15 protein-coding genes, 5 tRNA genes and 1 pseudogene are annotated in these 17185 nt (G+C 46.9%); 18 read left to right on the forward strand and 3 right to left on the reverse strand.

The window, feature by feature from the left end:
* From C510_RS17520 to C510_RS0113090, 3 genes and pseudogenes are all read left to right on the forward strand, one after another.
* Positions 1–576 (forward strand): annotated as a pseudogene (locus C510_RS17520) (hypothetical protein); the annotation flags it as partial.
* A gap of 91 nt (positions 577–667) precedes the next feature.
* Positions 668–3130, forward strand: a complete 2463-nt coding sequence (gene priA / locus C510_RS0113085; RefSeq protein WP_026320227.1) for a replication restart helicase PriA — start codon at positions 668–670, stop codon at positions 3128–3130.
* Between the two features lie 35 nt (positions 3131–3165).
* The gene (locus C510_RS0113090; RefSeq protein ID WP_018711749.1) at positions 3166–3894 is read left to right on the forward strand and encodes a phosphatase; all 729 of its coding nucleotides are present in this window, start codon (positions 3166–3168) and stop codon (positions 3892–3894) included.
* Between the two features lie 66 nt (positions 3895–3960).
* Here C510_RS0113090 and C510_RS0113095 read toward each other — a convergent pair whose 3' ends face one another.
* Positions 3961–6018, reverse strand: a complete 2058-nt coding sequence (locus tag C510_RS0113095) for an HD family phosphohydrolase (protein WP_018711750.1) — start codon at positions 6016–6018, stop codon at positions 3961–3963.
* A gap of 85 nt (positions 6019–6103) precedes the next feature.
* Here C510_RS0113095 and gltX point away from each other — a divergent pair, with 85 nt between their 5' ends.
* Genes gltX through C510_RS0113110 form a run of 3 tightly spaced genes read left to right on the forward strand, consistent with a single transcriptional unit; the run spans position 6104 to position 9915 of the window.
* Positions 6104–7621 (forward strand): glutamate--tRNA ligase, encoded by a 1518-nt coding sequence (gltX, locus tag C510_RS0113100; RefSeq protein ID WP_018711751.1) that lies wholly within the window; start codon positions 6104–6106, stop codon positions 7619–7621.
* 8 nt (positions 7622–7629) lie between these two features.
* Complete coding sequence (locus tag C510_RS0113105) at positions 7630–8850, forward strand: 3-deoxy-D-manno-octulosonic acid transferase (protein WP_018711752.1); 1221 nt, start codon at positions 7630–7632, stop codon at positions 8848–8850.
* Between the two features lie 39 nt (positions 8851–8889).
* Positions 8890–9915 (forward strand): threonine aldolase family protein, encoded by a 1026-nt coding sequence (locus C510_RS0113110; protein WP_018711753.1) that lies wholly within the window; start codon positions 8890–8892, stop codon positions 9913–9915.
* Positions 9916–10008: 93 nt separating this feature from the next.
* On the opposite strand, the gene C510_RS0113115 is transcribed toward C510_RS0113110, so the two are convergent.
* Together C510_RS0113115 and C510_RS0113120 are read right to left on the reverse strand one after the other, a co-directional pair.
* A complete protein-coding gene (locus tag C510_RS0113115) occupies positions 10009–10530 on the reverse strand; it encodes a gamma carbonic anhydrase family protein (RefSeq protein ID WP_018711754.1) in 522 nt (173 codons plus the stop codon).
* A gap of 108 nt (positions 10531–10638) precedes the next feature.
* Positions 10639–12414 carry an aminopeptidase P family protein gene (locus C510_RS0113120; protein ID WP_018711755.1) on the reverse strand — a complete coding sequence of 592 codons (1776 nt, stop codon included), beginning with the start codon at positions 12412–12414 and terminating at the stop codon, positions 10639–10641.
* A gap of 178 nt (positions 12415–12592) precedes the next feature.
* On the opposite strand from C510_RS0113120, the gene rpsU reads away from it, so the two are divergent.
* The 12 genes from rpsU (at position 12593) to rplK (ending at position 17177) form a co-directional block, all read left to right on the forward strand.
* Positions 12593–12784 carry a 30S ribosomal protein S21 gene (rpsU, locus tag C510_RS0113125; protein ID WP_018711756.1) on the forward strand — a complete coding sequence of 64 codons (192 nt, stop codon included), beginning with the start codon at positions 12593–12595 and terminating at the stop codon, positions 12782–12784.
* 77 nt (positions 12785–12861) lie between these two features.
* Positions 12862–13743, forward strand: a complete 882-nt coding sequence (locus C510_RS0113130; protein ID WP_025892841.1) for a tyrosine-type recombinase/integrase — start codon at positions 12862–12864, stop codon at positions 13741–13743.
* Between the two features lie 16 nt (positions 13744–13759).
* Positions 13760–14059 (forward strand): ribosome hibernation-promoting factor, HPF/YfiA family, encoded by a 300-nt coding sequence (hpf, locus tag C510_RS0113135; protein ID WP_025892840.1) that lies wholly within the window; start codon positions 13760–13762, stop codon positions 14057–14059.
* A 101-nt stretch (positions 14060–14160) separates the two neighbouring features.
* Positions 14161–14234 (forward strand) — tRNA-Thr (locus C510_RS0113140).
* A gap of 51 nt (positions 14235–14285) precedes the next feature.
* Positions 14286–14368, forward strand: a tRNA-Tyr gene (locus C510_RS0113145).
* A gap of 10 nt (positions 14369–14378) precedes the next feature.
* A tRNA-Gly gene (locus tag C510_RS0113150) sits at positions 14379–14451 on the forward strand.
* 17 nt (positions 14452–14468) lie between these two features.
* Positions 14469–14540 (forward strand) — tRNA-Thr (locus C510_RS0113155).
* 48 nt (positions 14541–14588) lie between these two features.
* A complete protein-coding gene (tuf, locus tag C510_RS0113160; RefSeq protein WP_018711759.1) occupies positions 14589–15773 on the forward strand; it encodes an elongation factor Tu in 1185 nt (394 codons plus the stop codon).
* 57 nt (positions 15774–15830) lie between these two features.
* Positions 15831–15903 (forward strand) — tRNA-Trp (locus tag C510_RS0113165).
* Positions 15904–15919: 16 nt separating this feature from the next.
* Positions 15920–16114: a preprotein translocase subunit SecE gene (secE, locus tag C510_RS16935; RefSeq protein ID WP_018711760.1), complete on the forward strand. Its 195-nt coding sequence runs from the start codon at positions 15920–15922 to the stop codon at positions 16112–16114.
* 14 nt (positions 16115–16128) lie between these two features.
* Positions 16129–16671, forward strand: coding sequence for a transcription termination/antitermination protein NusG (nusG, locus tag C510_RS0113175; protein WP_018711761.1), 543 nt, complete (start codon positions 16129–16131; stop codon positions 16669–16671).
* 62 nt (positions 16672–16733) lie between these two features.
* Positions 16734–17177: a 50S ribosomal protein L11 gene (gene rplK, locus C510_RS0113180; protein ID WP_018711762.1), complete on the forward strand. Its 444-nt coding sequence runs from the start codon at positions 16734–16736 to the stop codon at positions 17175–17177.
* Positions 17178–17185: the final 8 nt, after the last annotated feature.

Consider the following 17185-nt stretch of genomic DNA (forward strand, 5'->3'; position numbering starts at 1 on the left):
CAATGCAAGGTATCAGAAGGCGGTTTTTTGCAACACTTGCGGTTCTACCATCAGCCTTTGCTGAAGGAGAAGAAGGAAACCCGCCGGCAGGCCAAGCTGGCCGGCAAGAAGAAGCGGGGAGCGTTGTTGGGAAATGGCCGGAAGTATGAACCTTTACCTGCTACAGTACAGAAATATGCTGAAGCGTTGGCCATGTTCCGTGATACAGCTCTTACGATGAAGGAAATCGTACGGCGGACGGGGGTACCGGCAGAAGGATTCCGGTTCTATTTGCACAAATGGCACCGTGCGCTGGTCCTGGAGCGTTCGGGTATCGTTGCAGCCGAGGATGCGGAACTGAACATTGCCCGTTCGCGTCAGCGTATGAAGACAGTGGCGGCCAAATATGCTGAGGCTATCGAGAGTCTGCGGCAGCACCCGCGTCCGGTTTCGTATGTGGCTAGAGAATTCGGTCATCATCCGGAGGTGTTCCGGAGTTATTTACGCAAGCATGAACCGGAACTGGCCGCCAGTTTGGGGTTGAGGCCTGTTGCCTGGAAGCAGAAAGAGAGAATTGCATCTGGTACTAAAAAATAGTTTCATGCCTTTATGTGGCAAATGTATCTTTACTTTATAAAAATCATATCCGTTTCCACCGGTGATGGCTCCTATTTTGTACCTTTGCAGCATGAAGTGTTATGTAGATGTCATCGTACCTTTACCCATTGCCGGACAATATACTTATTCATTGCCGGATGAGATGGTCGGCCGGGTCCTAGTCGGATGCCGGGTGGTCGTTCCGTTCGGTCGGAAGAAATATTATACGGGATTGGTGACACGGATACATGAGGACGCTCCGGAAGGTTATGAAACCAAAGAAGTCGCTGAACTGCTGGATGAACATCCGATTCTGTTCGAACGACAGTACCGGTTCTGGAAGTGGCTGTCGGAGTACTACTTGTGTACATTGGGTGATGTCTATAAAGCGGCATTGCCTTCGGGGATGAAACTGGAGAGTGAAACGCTGGTGGTGTATAATCCGGAGTTTGTGGCCACCGGGCCGTTACCGGAAAAAGAGCAGCGGATATTGGATGTGTTGAGTCTTGACACGGAACAGTGTATTACCCAACTGGAAAAGAATAGTGGTATCCGTCAGTTGCTGCCAGTCATCCAGTCCTTGCTGGAGAAAGGAGCCATTTGCGTAAAAGAGGAACTGAAACGCAGCTATAAGCCTAAAGTGGAGACCCGTATCCGGTTGACAGAAGGGATGCGTTCTGAAGAAATGCTCCGGAAGCAGTTGGACCTGTTGGCACGGGCACCGAAACAGTTGGCCGTGCTGATGAAATACCTGGAGCTTTCGGCCTGGTCTGCTCCCGGTAATCTGCCGAAAGAAGTTACGCGTAAGCAGTTGTTGGAGACGGCCGGCGTCTCGGCTGCGGTAGTGAATGGACTGGTAGAGAAGCGGGTGCTTGAAACCTATACGGCCGAAGTAGGACGTTTGATTCGCGAGGACCGGGACTTGCAGGCGCTACATACGCTGAGTGAAGCACAGGAAGTTGCTTTCCGACAAATTCTTACAACTTTTCATACGAAAAATGTCTGTCTGTTGCACGGGGTGACTGCCAGTGGAAAGACGGAAATTTATATTCATTTGATTCAGCAGGTCCTGAGCGTAGGTAAACAGGTGCTTTATCTGCTGCCTGAAATCGCTCTGACAACTCAGATTACCGAACGGCTGAAACGGGTCTTCGGGGATAATTTAGGTATCTATCATTCCAAGTTCCCGGATGCGGAACGGGTGGAAATCTGGCGGAAACAGTTGTCCGAACATGATTATGATGTAATTCTCGGTGTCCGTTCATCTGTATTCCTGCCTTTCCGGCGATTAGGGCTGGTCATCGTGGATGAGGAACACGAACAAACCTATAAACAACAGGATCCTGCTCCGCGCTATCATGCGCGGAATGCCGCCATCGTACTGGCCTCCCTGTTCGGGGCGAAAACCCTGTTGGGAACGGCCACTCCAAGTATTGAAACTTATTATAATGCCCTTCAAGGGAAATACGGGTTGGTGGAGCTGACAGAGCGCCACCGTCAGATATGTCTGCCCCGTATCGAAGTGGTGGACATTAAGGAACTGGCCCGTAAAAAGCGGATGACGGGTCCTTTCTCGCCGATGCTGTTGCAGCAGATGCGGGAGGCTTTGGAACGGAAAGAGCAGGTCATCCTTTTTCAGAACCGACGGGGATTTGCTCCGATGATAGAATGCCATACCTGCGGTTGGGTGCCTCGTTGCAAGAACTGTGATGTGAGCCTGACTTACCATAAGGGGTTGAACCAACTGACTTGCCATTATTGTGGATACACTTATCAGGTACCGCGGTCGTGTCCGGCTTGTGGAGGAGTGGAGTTGAAGGACAGGGGGTTCGGAACAGAAAAGGTGGAAGATGATGTGAAGCGTATTTTCCCAGAAGTCCGGGTAGCCCGGATGGATTTGGATACGACCCGTACGCGGACAGCTTATGAGACCATTATCGCGGATTTTCAGGCAGGCAGGACCGATGTGCTGATAGGTACGCAGATGGTGTCGAAAGGACTGGATTTCGACCGTGTGAGTGTAGTGGGTATCCTGAATGCCGATTCGCTGTTGAATTATCCGGACTTCCGCTCATACGAACGGGCATTTCAGCTGATGGCGCAAGTGGCCGGGCGTGCCGGACGGAAGAACCGGCAGGGACTGGTCATTCTCCAGACAAAGTCGCCTGACCTGCCGTTGATTCATCAGGTCGTGACCAACGATTACCGACAGATGTATACCGAACAGTTGGAGGAACGCCGGTTGTTCAACTATCCACCGTTCGACCGGCTGGTGTATGTCTACTTGAAACACCGGAAAGAAGAGGTGGTGGACCAGGCTGCTTCGGTACTGGCCGGCTGGCTGCGCAGCGGAATGGGAGAGTGGATATTAGGCCCAGATAAACCTCCTGTAGGGCGAATACAGCAGTTGTTCATCAAAAAAATAGTGGTGAAGATAGCCCAAGGAACTTCCATGACTAAAGTGCGTAGCTATCTGTTGCAGCTACAGCATGCACTGGTGGAAGACGAACGGTTCCGCTCGTTGGTGGTATATTATGATGTCGATCCGATGTGATAAACCGATAAACTGACTATAAAAATAGCAAAATTATGAAGATAGCCTTGGATGTGCATACCCATACGTTAGCTAGCGGGCATGCATTCAGTACGTTACAGGAGATGGCCCGGGCTGCTGCCGACAAAGGGCTTGAATTATTGGGAATTACGGAACATTCACCGGGAATTCCGGGAAGCTGTGACCTGATTTATTTCCGTAACCTGCATGTGGTTCCCCGCCGGATGTACGGTATCGAACTGCTGCTGGGAGCTGAAATCAATATTTTGGACGGAGAAGGAAATCTGGATTTGGATGAGTATTATCTGCAGCGGCTGGACCTGCGCATTGCCGGTATCCATTCGCTCTGCTATCACTGGGGCACGATGGAGGAGAATACGCACGGAATGGTGCAGGCCATTTCCAATCCATACATCCACATCATCAGTCATCCCGGTGACGGGACGGCCGAACTGAATTTCGAACCGATAGTCCTGGCTGCAAAAGAACATCATACACTGTTGGAAATCAATAACAGTTCCTTGAATCCGGTCCGTAACAAACCGACGGCACGACCCAATAATCTGGAGATTCTGCGGTTGTGTAAACAATACGAAGTCCCCGTCATTCTGGGAAGTGATGCGCATATCTCTTTTGATATCGCCGTATATGACCGGGCTTTGGAGTTGGTGGGTGAAACGGAATTCCCGGAGGCGCTGATTATGAATACGGATGTGAGACAGTTCAAACAATACCTGGGTATTCCGATGAATGATAAGGAATGAATCCGGTATAGCCGGACAATTTATAACAAAACAAGACGCGGGAGGGAGAATGATACATGCCTAAAGTCATTTCTTCAGTTCCGGATAACTGATGCGGGTGTGATACATCGTCTTCAGTTTTTCCTTGAATACTGATTTGACGGTCGCGATGTCCTTGAAAGTTATCGGGCATTCCTTGAAGCATCCGTCCTGTACCTGTGAATCGATAATCCGGTCTACCAGGTTGGAAATGCTTTCTTCCGTGTATTCCGGTAAACTTCGGGAGGCTGCTTCTACTGCATCTGCCATCATCAGAATGGCTTGTTCTTTGGTGAACGGATTCGGACCCGGGTACTGGAAGAAGCTCTTGTCTACTTCTTCATCCGGGTGCTCGTTCTGATAGGAGATATAGAAATATTTGGTTACACCGGCTCCGTGATGAGTGCGGATAAAATCTTTGATAACTTGTGGCAAATCATATTTGTCAGCCAGTCGGAGACCGTCGGTGATGTGGCTGATAACTACCTGGGCACTTTGTTTGTAACTCAGTTGGTCGTGAGGGTTCACTCCAGTCTGGTTCTCGGTAAAGAAAGCCGGATTCAGCATCTTGCCGATGTCATGATACATGGCCCCGGTACGTACCAGCTGGCTGTTGGCGCCGATACGGTTGGCGGCAGCGGCTGTCAGGTTAGCCAGCTGTAGTGAATGCTGGAAGGTCCCCGGAGCAATTTCAGACATTTCACGCATCAGTTTGGTATTGATGTTGGATAACTCTACAAGGGTTACATTGGACGTGAATCCGAAAGTCTTTTCCAGGATGAACAGCAACGGATAGGTGAACAGCAGCAGGATGCCGTTGATGATGAAATTGATATAGATGTGCGTGCTTAGCTGACTGACGTCATTGGCGTGCATCAGATCGAGCGACAAGTACAGGATGGCATACGTACACGTGACTAGCAAAGCGCTCCGCAGCAATTGGGAGCGTTGTGAAAGTTCTCTCAGACTATAGATTCCTACCATGCCTGCCATGGACTGCAACAGAATGAATTCATGCGGTGTGCGCAGGGAGATGGAGCATAGCAGAACCAGGATGATGTGTGCCATGAAGGCCGTTCGTGAATCGAGAAAAATACGTATGATGATAGGTCCCATGGCAAAGGGAATGACATAGACACTGGTCAGAAGATGTTCCACTGTAATGGAGCTTATCACGCTGAAAAAGATGATGAGGCTGAACAGCAGGTACCAGCTTCTGCGGTTTTGGTAGTAATCACTGCGGAACAGTTCCAGATAGATGAAGAATGTGGCGATGAGCAGGGAGACGAACAGTACCTGTCCGACCAATGCCAATCTTTTTTCGGTAGTGGTTTCACTCCGTTTGTCCCATTCCTGCTGAAGGGAGTTCAGAATGATGAATGTCCGTTTGTCGATGATTTCTCCACGGTCGACAATCTTTTGTCCGTTCATGACAAAGCCGTTGGCCCAGGAGATGTCTTCCAGCAGGTCGTTCCGTAGGGCTTCCGAACGTTTGGCGTCGTAAGTAAGGTTCGGTGTCAGATAATTGTTCAGATTGCACTGCTGTAACAAGTTCTTCTGAAAATGGAGCGTATCTGAGCAGATGAGGCTTTCGTAGGCCTGTTTGGTCGTGTATATGGATTGTACGGCCAACTCGTGGGAAGTGTTCTGGTCGATTTCCTGAATGTATGCCAGACTATCTTTGTGCAGTTGTGACAGGTCGGAGGACGAGATGATTCCTTTCTTATAAAAGTCTTTCAACTGTTTCTCGATATAATAGTAATAGGAAACGGAGGGCAGGATTTTCCGGAGTGAGACATTGTAGTCGTTCTGGAACTTGTGTATCATCTGTTCTCCGATATCCTTGTTACGGATGTAATACGGGCGGTAACTGGCCAGAATACTGTCCTGTTCTTTTTTGATCTGGCTTTCGTCTTTGTAAATAGGAAAATCGAATGAAGCCTGCAGAAGCCCGTATTTCCAGGGTTTGTTGATTTCAAACTGATAGTTGAACTGTCCTTCCTTCGGCAAAAAATAGACGATAATCGTCACCGTTGCGACGAAAAGAATGAGCTTATAAAACAGATCCCGGTAAGAGAACTTTCTTTCTGTCTGGAAACTTTTCATGTGATACTGTGATTTTGGGCGCAAAATAAGAAAAAAACGGGAAATTTAGCTTATTTTTGCAGCGTATTTTTAGATAGAAACCACTATGTCAGAAAGAAAAGTAAGAGTTCGTTTTGCACCGAGTCCGACAGGTGCATTGCATATCGGTGGTGTGCGCACTGCCTTATATAACTATCTGTTTGCCCGTCAGCATGGGGGAGATCTGATTTTCCGTATCGAGGATACGGATTCAAACCGTTTCGTTCCCGGAGCGGAGGAATACATTATCGAATCGTTCAACTGGTTAGGTATCAAGTTTGACGAAGGTGTCAGCTTCGGTGGTAATTACGGGCCGTACCGTCAGTCGGAACGTCGTGATATCTATAAAAAATATGTACAGGTTCTGTTGAATAACGAAAAAGCTTACATCGCTTTCGATACTCCGGAGGAACTGGATGCTAAGCGGAAAGAGATTCCGAATTTCCAGTACGACGCTACTACCCGTCTGTCTATGCGTAATTCGCTGACACTTCCGAAAGAGGAGGTAGACCGTCTGATAGCAGAAGGACAGCAGTATGTAGTCCGTTTCAAGATTGAACCGAACGAAGATGTGCATGTACATGACATTATCCGTGGAGAAGTAGTCATCAACTCTTCTATTCTGGATGATAAAGTCCTGTATAAATCGGCTGACGAACTGCCTACTTATCACCTGGCAAATATTGTGGATGACCATTTGATGGAAGTTTCGCATGTTATCCGTGGTGAAGAATGGTTGCCTTCTGCTCCGCTGCATGTCCTGCTGTACCGTGCATTCGGTTGGGAAGACACCATGCCGGAATTCGCTCACCTGCCTTTGCTGTTGAAACCGGACGGAAACGGTAAGTTGAGCAAACGTGACGGAGATCGTCTGGGTTTCCCGGTATTCCCGCTGGAGTGGCATGACCCGAAGACTGGTGAAGTTTCTTCCGGTTACCGTGAATCCGGATATTTGCCTGAGGCTGTCATCAACTTCCTGGCATTGTTGGGCTGGAATCCGGGGAATGACCAGGAATTGATGTCGATGGACGAACTGATCAAGCTTTTTGACCTGCATCGCTGCAGCAAGGCGGGTGCCAAGTTCGATTACGAAAAAGGAAAATGGTTCAATCATGAATATATCATCCACATGGATGACCGGAAACTGGCTGAATTGTTCATGCCTATCTTGAAGGAGCATGGAATTGAAGCTCCGATGGATACGGTAGCTACAGTGATGGGACTGATGAAAGGCCGTGTAAGCTTCATCAAGGAATTGTGGGATACCTGCAAGTTCTTCTTCGTAGCCCCGACTGAATATGATGAAAAGACAGTGAAGAAGCGCTGGAAAGAAGATTCGGCTGTCTGTATGGCTGAATTGGCAGACCTGTTGGAATCATTGGATGACTTCTCACTGGAACATCAGGAACAGGTGGTAATGAAGTGGATTGAAGACAAGGGTTACCATATGGGTAACATCATGAACGCTTTCCGCTTGACATTGGTGGGTGAAGGCAAAGGACCGCACATGTTTGATATTACTGCTGTATTGGGAAAAGAAGAAACAGTACGTCGTATGCGTCGGGCTATCGAAGTGTTAAAATAAGGATAGAGATGATTTATAATCTGATTATATATCTTTATGTGGGTGCAGTCAAATTGGCTGCACTTTTCAGTAAGAAGGTATCGGTCATGGTGAAAGGTGAGAAAGACGCCTTCACTGTGTTACAGCAGCGTATTGACCGGCAGGCGAAATACATCTGGTTTCACGCGGCATCCCTGGGAGAATTCGAACAGGGCAGGCCGTTGATTGAAGAAATCCGGAAACGTTATCCGGACTATAAGATTCTGCAGACTTTTTTCTCTCCTTCGGGATACGAGGTGCGGAAGGATTATAAGGGGGCCGATGTGGTATGTTACCTGCCTTTGGATACACCGTCCAATGCCCGTCGCTTTGTGGAACTGGCCCGTCCGTGTATGGCTTTCTTTGTAAAATACGAGTTCTGGAAAAACTACCTGACGGAACTGAACCGTCGGGACGTACCAGTTTATAGTGTTTCTTCCATCTTCCGTCCGGGGCAACTGTTCTTCCGTTGGTACGGAGGAGAATATCGGTCTATCCTGAAATGCTTTGCTCATCTTTTTGTGCAGAATCAGGAATCGGTGGAACTTCTGAAAAAAATAGGAATAACCAACACGACCGTGGTGGGGGATACCCGTTTCGACCGGGTTCTGGAAATCTGCCGGCAGGCAAAAGAACTGCCGATGGTAGAACTGTTCCGGGGAGAGACTTTGACCTTGGTGGCCGGAAGCTCCTGGGCGCCGGATGAGGATATCTTCATTCCTTATTTCAATGCTCACCGGGACATGAAACTGATTATCGCTCCTCATGTCATCAATGAAAGCCATATTGTAGAAATCATCCGGAAGCTGGAAAGACCGGTAGTGCGTTATTCGCAGATTACCGAAGAAAAAGCCCGTCAGGCTGACTGCCTGATTATCGATTGCTTCGGCCTGCTTTCTTCCATTTACCGCTACGGTGAGATTGCTTACATCGGAGGTGGTTTCGGAGTTGGCATACACAATACGCTGGAAGCGGCCGTATACGGTATGCCAGTCTTCTTTGGGCCGAATAATCAGAAATTTATGGAAGCTCAAGGACTTAAGGAAGCAAAAGGTGGGTTTGAAATCCATGGAGCAGCTGATTTCAACGGACTGATGGACAAGTTCCGTACCGATTACGGATTCCTGGACAAAGCAGGGAAGAAGGCCGGAAATTATGTCCGGAATAATGCCGGAGCTTTGGATAAAATCATGAAAGAAGTAAAACTTTGAATGTCCGGAAGACGATTCAAGTATTAATTTAAAATGTCTATGCAGTATTTTTTGAGTGATTACATGGAAGGCGCTCATCCGTTAATCCTGGAACGCCTGACGCAGACAAACATGGAGAAAACTCCTGGGTATGGAACTGATCATTATTGTGCGGATGCGCGTGAAAAAATCCGACAGGCTTGCGGTTGTCCGGAAGCTTCGGTACACTTCCTGGTAGGTGGTACGCAGACCAATGCGACGGTCATCACTTCTGTCCTTCGTCCTTATGAAGGAGTGATAGCTGCCGAAAGCGGTCATATCAACCAGCACGAGGCCGGTGCGGTTGAGGCCGGAGGACATAAGGTGCTAGGACTGCCTCACTGTAACGGTAAATTGGCGGCGAAAGATGTAGACAGATACATTACTGAATTTTATGCCGGTCCCAGTTGGGACCACATGGTGGCACCGGCCATGGTTTATATCTCTCATCCTACTGAATACGGGACACTCTATACACTGGAGGAACTGAAGGCTTTATCGGCAGTCTGCCGTAAACATCAGATTCCGTTGTTCCTGGATGGTGCACGTCTGGGGTATGGACTGGCTGCTCATGGAACTGATGTGACATTGAAGGATATTGCCGCTTTGTGTGACATCTTTTATATTGGAGGTACTAAGGTCGGTGCTTTGTTCGGTGAAGCAGTCGTCTTTACTCACCCTGGACTGGTGAAACAGTTTGATACCATCGTAAAGCAGCGCGGCGTTCTGTTGGCTAAAGGCCGGTTGCTCGGGTTACAGTTCGATACCTTGTTCACTGATGACCTGTATGTCCGGATAGCCCGTCATGCCATTGATATGGCCGACCGCATTGTCTCTGCTTTACGTGAGAAAGGCTATCGGTTCCTGATAGAGCCGGAAACCAACCAGTTGTTTGTTATTATGGAGAACAGACGTCTGGAAGAACTCTCCAAGACAGTTGGTGTGGAAGTTTGGGAGAAGGTGGATGAAGATCATACTGCCGTACGTATTGCTACCAGTTGGGCGACCCGCGAAGAAGATGTAGCCGTGTTAATCGGACAATTATAAAGTACGGTCCTTTATAGGAATAACGGGAGGCTTGGAACATCGGGTTTCAAGCCTCCCGTTTATAATATCGGTATCTTTCCTGTAAGAGTCCGGTTAGTCTTCATTCTTGAACCAGGATGCATACATCAGGTATCCATTAGCTATCTTCTGGTTCAATTCTTTGCTTTGTTTCGGGTCGACATGCTTGATGAATTTAGCCGGAACGCCTCCCCATAAGGTATGGGGCTCGATGACAGTGTTGGCCAGTACCAGGGCTCCGGCTGCAACGATGGCGCCTTCACCGACCACTGCATGGTCGAGTAGGGTAGAGCCCATACCAATCAGCGCATTGTCTTTCACAGTTGCTCCATGTAGGGTGACATTGTGTCCTATCGATACGTCGTTGCCGATTTCGACGGTCGATTTTTCATACAGCGTGTGCAGAACGCTACCGTCCTGGATGTTTACCCGGTCGCCGATGCGGATGGAATTGACATCGCCCCGCAATACGGTATTGAACCAGATACTGCAGTCGTGTCCCATGATTACATCGCCTATGATGGTGGCGTTGTCGGCCAGGTAGCAGTTTTCCCCGATGACAGGAGTAAAGCCGCGGACAGATTTGATGAGTGCCATATTTTATCGATTTTTTATTGTACGGATAAGGTTTGAAAATCGTTTTGTTGAGTGCTCCATGTAAATCAGGAGGGGACTATTTGTTGCGGTTAAAAGCAATTCTTGAAATCAGAGGGCAGCGGTAGCTTCGGCCAGCCATGCTTTTTCATCTTCGTTCAACGATGGGCTTAACTCACGGTAGACCCATGCATGATAATCGTTCAGCCAGGCTGTTTCTTCCGGACTCAACATCTCTGTGAGAATTGCCTCTTTATCAATCGGGCAGCAGGTGAGTGCCTCGAATTTATAGAAAGAACCGAATTCTGTCTGCTTACTGTTCACTATCAGCATGGTATTTTCGATCCGTACGCCATGGCGGCCTTCTTTGTAGATACCCGGTTCGTTGGTGACAGTCATTCCTGGTAGCAGTAAAGCCGGCATGTGGTTCATTCGGAACTGATGGGGGCCTTCGTGTACATTGAGAAAATGACCGACTCCGTGTCCTGTACCGTGTCCGTAATTGATACCGGCTTTCCACATGAACTGACGGGCCAGTACATCCAGTTGTGTGCCACAGGTACCGTGAGGAAATTCGGCCATGGAAAGTTGGATCATTCCTTTCAGAACCAATGTGTAGTCACGCTTCTCTTCTTCGGTGACAGGTCCCAGTACGATGGTACGGGTAATGTCGGTAGTCCCGTCCAAATATTGGGCACCACTGTCTAGCAGTAACATTCCTTTCGGATGGAGGGTGGCGGCTGTTTCCGGTGTCGCTTCATAATGGACAATGGCTCCGTGGGCGGCATATCCGGCAATGGTGTCGAAACTGATACCTCTGAAATTTTCCTGTGCAGCCCGGAAGCGGTAGAGCGCTTCATCGAGTGTCACTTCGGTGACCGGTAGTTGCTTGACGGTTTCCTTCAGCCATTTCAGGAAGTGTACCATTGCAACTCCATCGCGCTTCATCGCGGCATGAAAGCCAGCAATCTCTGTATCGTTCTTGATGGCCTTCAGGTAAAGTACCGGTGAGGGGGCTGTGACGACTGTCGTTGCTGAGGCGGCAGCCTGGTAGAGGCTGTAGTTGGTGCTTGGGGGAAGCAGAATAGCCTTTCCGGCATATTCCCGTAATCCTTTTTCCACATTCCGGTAGTCTTGGATTTCCACCTGTAGCTTGTTCAAATATTCTTGGATTTCCAGAGTCAGTTTTTCCGGTAAGATGTAGAGGACGGTACGTTGTTCGGTGATGAGCAGGTAACTGACAAATACCGGATTGCAATGTACGTCATTTCCCCGCATATTTAATGTCCAGGCAATCTCATCGAGCGCAGAAACCAGCATGCCATCTGCTTGGTTGGCCCGGATTTGTTGACGAATTTTTTCAATCTTGGTTGTACTGTCTGTTCCACAATAGGTCAATGGCAAAATGAACGGAGCATTCATCGGTAGGGCAGGGCGGTCTTTCCACAAACTTTCGTAAGGATCTTCAACTGAAATCAGTTCAAGGCCGTTCTGGGCCAATGCTGTCTTTAATGATTGTGCCTCGGCTGTAGTGGTTACCCATCCGTCGATTCCCACTTTATCTCCTGGGGTCAGTACTTGTCCTAACCACGACGGTATATCTGGAGTCTCGGGCAATCTGTCTTTGAATAGGGTCAGTCCGCTTCCTTGCAGTTGCTCGGCAGCCTGAAGGAAATAACGGGAGTCGGTCCATAATCCTCCTTGGCTGGTCGTGATGACTACGGTCCCGGCTGAACCGGTGAATCCTGAAATCCACTTGCGCGATTCCCAATGTGCCGGTACATATTCTCCGGAATGCGGATCAGTACTGGGAGTGATGAAAGCTGCTATTCCTTTTTGTTTCATAAAGGCGCGGAGAGCTTCTATTCTGTCTGTAATCTGCTTCATGGTAGGTTGATTGATTTGGTGTTAACTTGATTTTCTGAAGTCACAAAGTTATAAATTCTAGGAAATTCCAAAGAAAATATGTCGGAAAGTTTTGTGAATAAAGAAAGTATGTGTAATTTTGCGCCGCAAATAAAATGCATAAATATTTTAGTAACAACATACATTTAATTTAAAAAACATGATTGTAGTTCCAGTAAAAGAAGGCGAAAACATTGAAAAAGCGCTGAAGAAGTTCAAAAGAAAATTTGAAAAAACAGGTGTTGTAAAAGAACTGAGAAGCAGACAGCAGTATGACAAACCGTCTGTACTGAAGAGACTTAAGATGGAACGTGCTATTTACGTTCAGAAAATGCAGCAGACAGAAGAATAATAAATTCTGCAGGATTTCTTGAATTATTGAATTCTTTTTCATAAATTCGTCGTTGAATCAATAAGGCGATGTTTCTTATGCTGAAAGAATCTTTTTTGGGGTATCTTTCTTTGGAGCGTAACTATTCGTCTAAGACTGTTCGCAGTTACGGAATCGATCTTACGCAGTTTGAAAGTTACTTTAGAGGGGTGGGCCAAGATTTAGATTATACGGATATAGATGCCGATCTGATTCGTGGGTGGGTAATCTCACTGATGGATGAAGGGTATACAGCTACATCTGTAAATCGGAAGCTTAGTTCGCTCCGGTCGTTTTATCACTTCCTGCTTCGGAAGCAACTGGTGTCAGTGGATCCGATGGCAAAGATTAACGGTCCGAAGAAAAAGAAGCCCTTGCCGGTGTTCGTGAAAGAAGCTGATATGAATTGTCTGCTTGATGATACGGATTTCGGAAAAGGTTTTGAAAGCGTACGGGATCGTACGGTGCTGGAAGTCTTTTATACAACAGGTATTCGTCTTTCCGAGTTAATCGGTCTGGATGATGCTGATGTGGACTTCTCTGCACGGGTGATTAAAGTGACTGGAAAAAGAAACAAGCAGCGTCTGGTTCCGTTCGGTGATGAACTGGAGGCGGATATGCAGGCTTATCTTTCAGAACGAAATGAAAATTGCCCCCGGGTGTGTCCCGCATTTTTTGTCCGAAAGGATGGAGAACGGTTATATCCGGAGTTGGTTTATCGAATCGTGAAGCGCAATTTGTCGAAAGTCGTGACGCTGAAGAAGAAGAGTCCTCATGTGTTGAGGCATTCGTTTGCGACTTCTATGCTTAACCATCAGGCGGAGCTGGAAGCTGTGAAGGAGTTGCTGGGGCATGAGAGTCTGACGACGACGCAGGTATATACCCATACGACTTTTGAGGAACTAAAAAAAGTTTATGAACAAGCTCACCCCAGAGCGTAAAAAAAAGGAGGTATTTATGGAAGTAAGAATTCAATCCATTCATTTCGACGCATCCGAAAAATTGGAAGCTTTCATTCAGAAGAAAGCAGAGAAGCTCGAGAAGTTTTGCGATAATATAAAGAAAGTAGAGGTGTCTTTAAAAGTAGTAAAACCTGAAACGGCAATGAATAAGGAAGCGGGTGTCCGTGTCTTGGCGTTGAATACAGAGTTTTACGCAGAAAAAGTAAGCGATACGTTTGAGGAGTCTATCGATGTTTGTATGGAAGCACTCTCCAAACAGTTGCTGAAAACAAAGGAAAAACAACAAAGCAAGTAAAAAAATCACGAAAAAGTTTTGTGATTAAAAAATAATAGCTAAATTTGCAGCCGCTAAGCCGTAAGAAACATAGCGGCTGCAAATTTCTGAATGATGGAAATGCCTCTTTAGCTCAGTTGGCCAGAGCACGTGATTTGTAATCTCGGGGTCGTTGGTTCGAATCCGACAAGAGGCTCAAGAAGAAAGGCGCTAGCGTTAATCTTCTGATCTTTGAAAAAAGAAAGTTGGGCAAATACCAGAGTGGCCAAATGGGGCAGACTGTAAATCTGCTGGCTTACGCCTTCGGTGGTTCGAATCCATCTTTGCCCACTTCAAACAAGCGGAAGTAGCTCAGTTGATAGAGCATTAGCCTTCCAAGCTGAGGGTCGCGGGTTTGAGTCCCGTCTTCCGCTCTCTTTTTTCTTCTTTTGCTGTTATAGCTCAGCGGTAGAGCACTTCCTTGGTAAGGAAGAGGTCCCGGGTTCAAGTCCCGGTAACAGCTCGTGAATGTGTAAAAGCTGATTATTAATCAAATAAATAAAATAAAGCTATGGCTAAAGAGAAATTTGAACGTTCGAAACCGCACGTTAACATTGGTACTATCGGTCACGTTGACCACGGTAAAACCACTTTGACTGCTGCTATCACTACAGTATTGGCAAAGAAAGGTCTGTCAGAAATGCGTTCTTTCGATTCTATCGATAACGCTCCTGAAGAAAAGGAAAGAGGTATTACTATCAATACTTCTCACGTAGAATATCAGACTGCAAATCGTCACTATGCTCACGTAGACTGTCCGGGACACGCCGACTACGTTAAGAACATGGTAACTGGTGCTGCTCAGATGGATGGTGCTATCATCGTAGTTGCTGCTACTGATGGTCCGATGCCTCAGACTCGTGAACACATTCTGTTGGCTCGTCAGGTAAACGTTCCTCGTCTGGTTGTATTCTTGAACAAGTGCGACATGGTTGACGACGAAGAAATGTTGGAATTGGTAGAAATGGAAATGCGTGAATTGCTGTCATTCTACAACTTCGACGGTGACAATACTCCGATTATCCGTGGTTCTGCTCTGGGCGCATTGAACGGTGTTCCTCAGTGGGAAGATAAGATTATGGAGTTGATGGATGCTGTTGATACTTGGATTCCGCTGCCTCCGCGTGATGTTGATAAACCATTCTTGATGCCGGTTGAAGACGTATTCTCAATCACTGGTCGTGGTACAGTTGCTACTGGTCGTATCGAAGCTGGTGTTATCAAAGTTGGTGATGAAGTAGAAATCCTGGGTCTTGGTGAAGACAAGAAATCAGTTGTAACTGGTGTAGAAATGTTCCGTAAGTTGCTGGATCAGGGTGAAGCTGGTGATAACGTAGGTTTGTTGCTTCGTGGTATCGACAAGAACGAAATCAAACGTGGTATGATTCTGTGTCACCCGGGTCAGGTTAAGGCTCACTCTAAGTTCAAAGCTGAGGTTTATATCCTGAAGAAAGAAGAAGGTGGTCGTCACACTCCGTTCCACAACAAATATCGTCCTCAGTTCTATCTGCGTACTATGGACTGTACAGGTGAAATCACTTTGCCGGAAGGAACAGACATGGTAATGCCGGGTGATAACGTAACTATCAACGTTGAGTTGATTTATCCGGTTGCATTGAACGTAGGTCTGCGCTTCGCTATCCGTGAAGGTGGTCGTACAGTAGGTGCTGGTCAGATTACTGAAATCCTTGACTAATCCAAAGTTAAAGATAAATGATTATAGTTCCCGAAAACTTCTTCGGGAACTATTTTTACGGGAATAGCTCAGTTGGTAGAGCATCGGTCTCCAAAACCGAGTGTCGGGAGTTCGAGCCTCTCTTCCCGTGCAAAATTGAATAGAATATGTTTAAAAAGATAACGAATTATTGTAAGGAATCTTATGACGAACTAGTCCATAAAGTGACATGGCCTAATCGTTCAGAACTTTCAGGTAGTGCAGTGGCTGTTTTAACTGCTTCCCTGCTCATTGCACTCGTTGTTTTTCTTATGGATTCTGCCTTCCAGTTTATCATGGAAGATGTTATCTATCCGCACTAATTAAGTAATATAAAATGTCTGAGATTGAAAAGAAATGGTACGTACTGCGTGCCGTAAGTGGAAAAGAAAGCAAGGTGAAGGAGTATCTTGATGCTGACATCAGACACGGAAACCTTGGTGACTATGTATCTCAGGTGTTGATTCCTACCGAAAAAGTTTACCAGGTTCGCAATGGAAAAAAGATTGTGAAGGAGAGAACTTATCTCCCTGGGTATGTCTTGGTAGAGGCCGCGCTGGTAGGTGAGGTTGCTCATCATTTGAGAAACACGCCGAATGTGATTGGCTTTTTGGGTGGACAGGATCATCCGGTCCCTTTGAGACAATCGGAAGTGAATCGTATTCTGGGTACGGTAGACGAACTTCAGGAGGTAGGTGAGGAATTGAATGTTCCTTATACCGTTGGAGAAACAGTGAAAGTTAGCGTTGGTCCATTTACCGGTTTCAGTGGTTTGATTGAAGAAGTGAATGGCGAAAAGCGTAAACTGAAAGTAATGGTCAAGATATTCGGTCGGAAAACTCCGCTCGAGTTAGGCTTTACGGATGTGGAAAAGGAATAACGCATTTTGTTACGTGTCGTTGTTTTATTCGTTAAATGTTTATATAAAAATTACAATCAAAAATGGCTAAAGAAGTTGCTGGACTAATCAAATTACAGATTAAAGGAGGCGCTGCAAATCCATCACCTCCCGTTGGACCTGCTTTGGGTTCTAAGGGTATCAATATCATGGAATTTTGCAAGCAATTCAACGCCAGAACCCAGGACAAGGCAGGTAAGGTATTACCTGTAATCATTACCTACTACACAGACAAGTCTTTCGATTTCGTAATCAAGACTCCTCCTGTAGCTATTCAGTTGCTCGAGGCTGCTAAGATTAAAGGTGGTTCTGCTGAACCGAACCGTAAGAAAGTTGCTGAACTTACTTGGGATCAGATTCGCACCATCGCTCAGGACAAATTGGTTGACTTGAACTGCTTTACTATCGAGGCTGCTATGACAATGGTAGCAGGAACAGCTAGAAGTATGGGTATCGCTGTAAAAGGTGACTTCCCGGGTAATAACTAATTAACTTC

The organism is Phocaeicola barnesiae DSM 18169 = JCM 13652 (assembly GCF_000374585.1).
Lineage (GTDB): Bacteria > Bacteroidota > Bacteroidia > Bacteroidales > Bacteroidaceae > Phocaeicola > Phocaeicola barnesiae.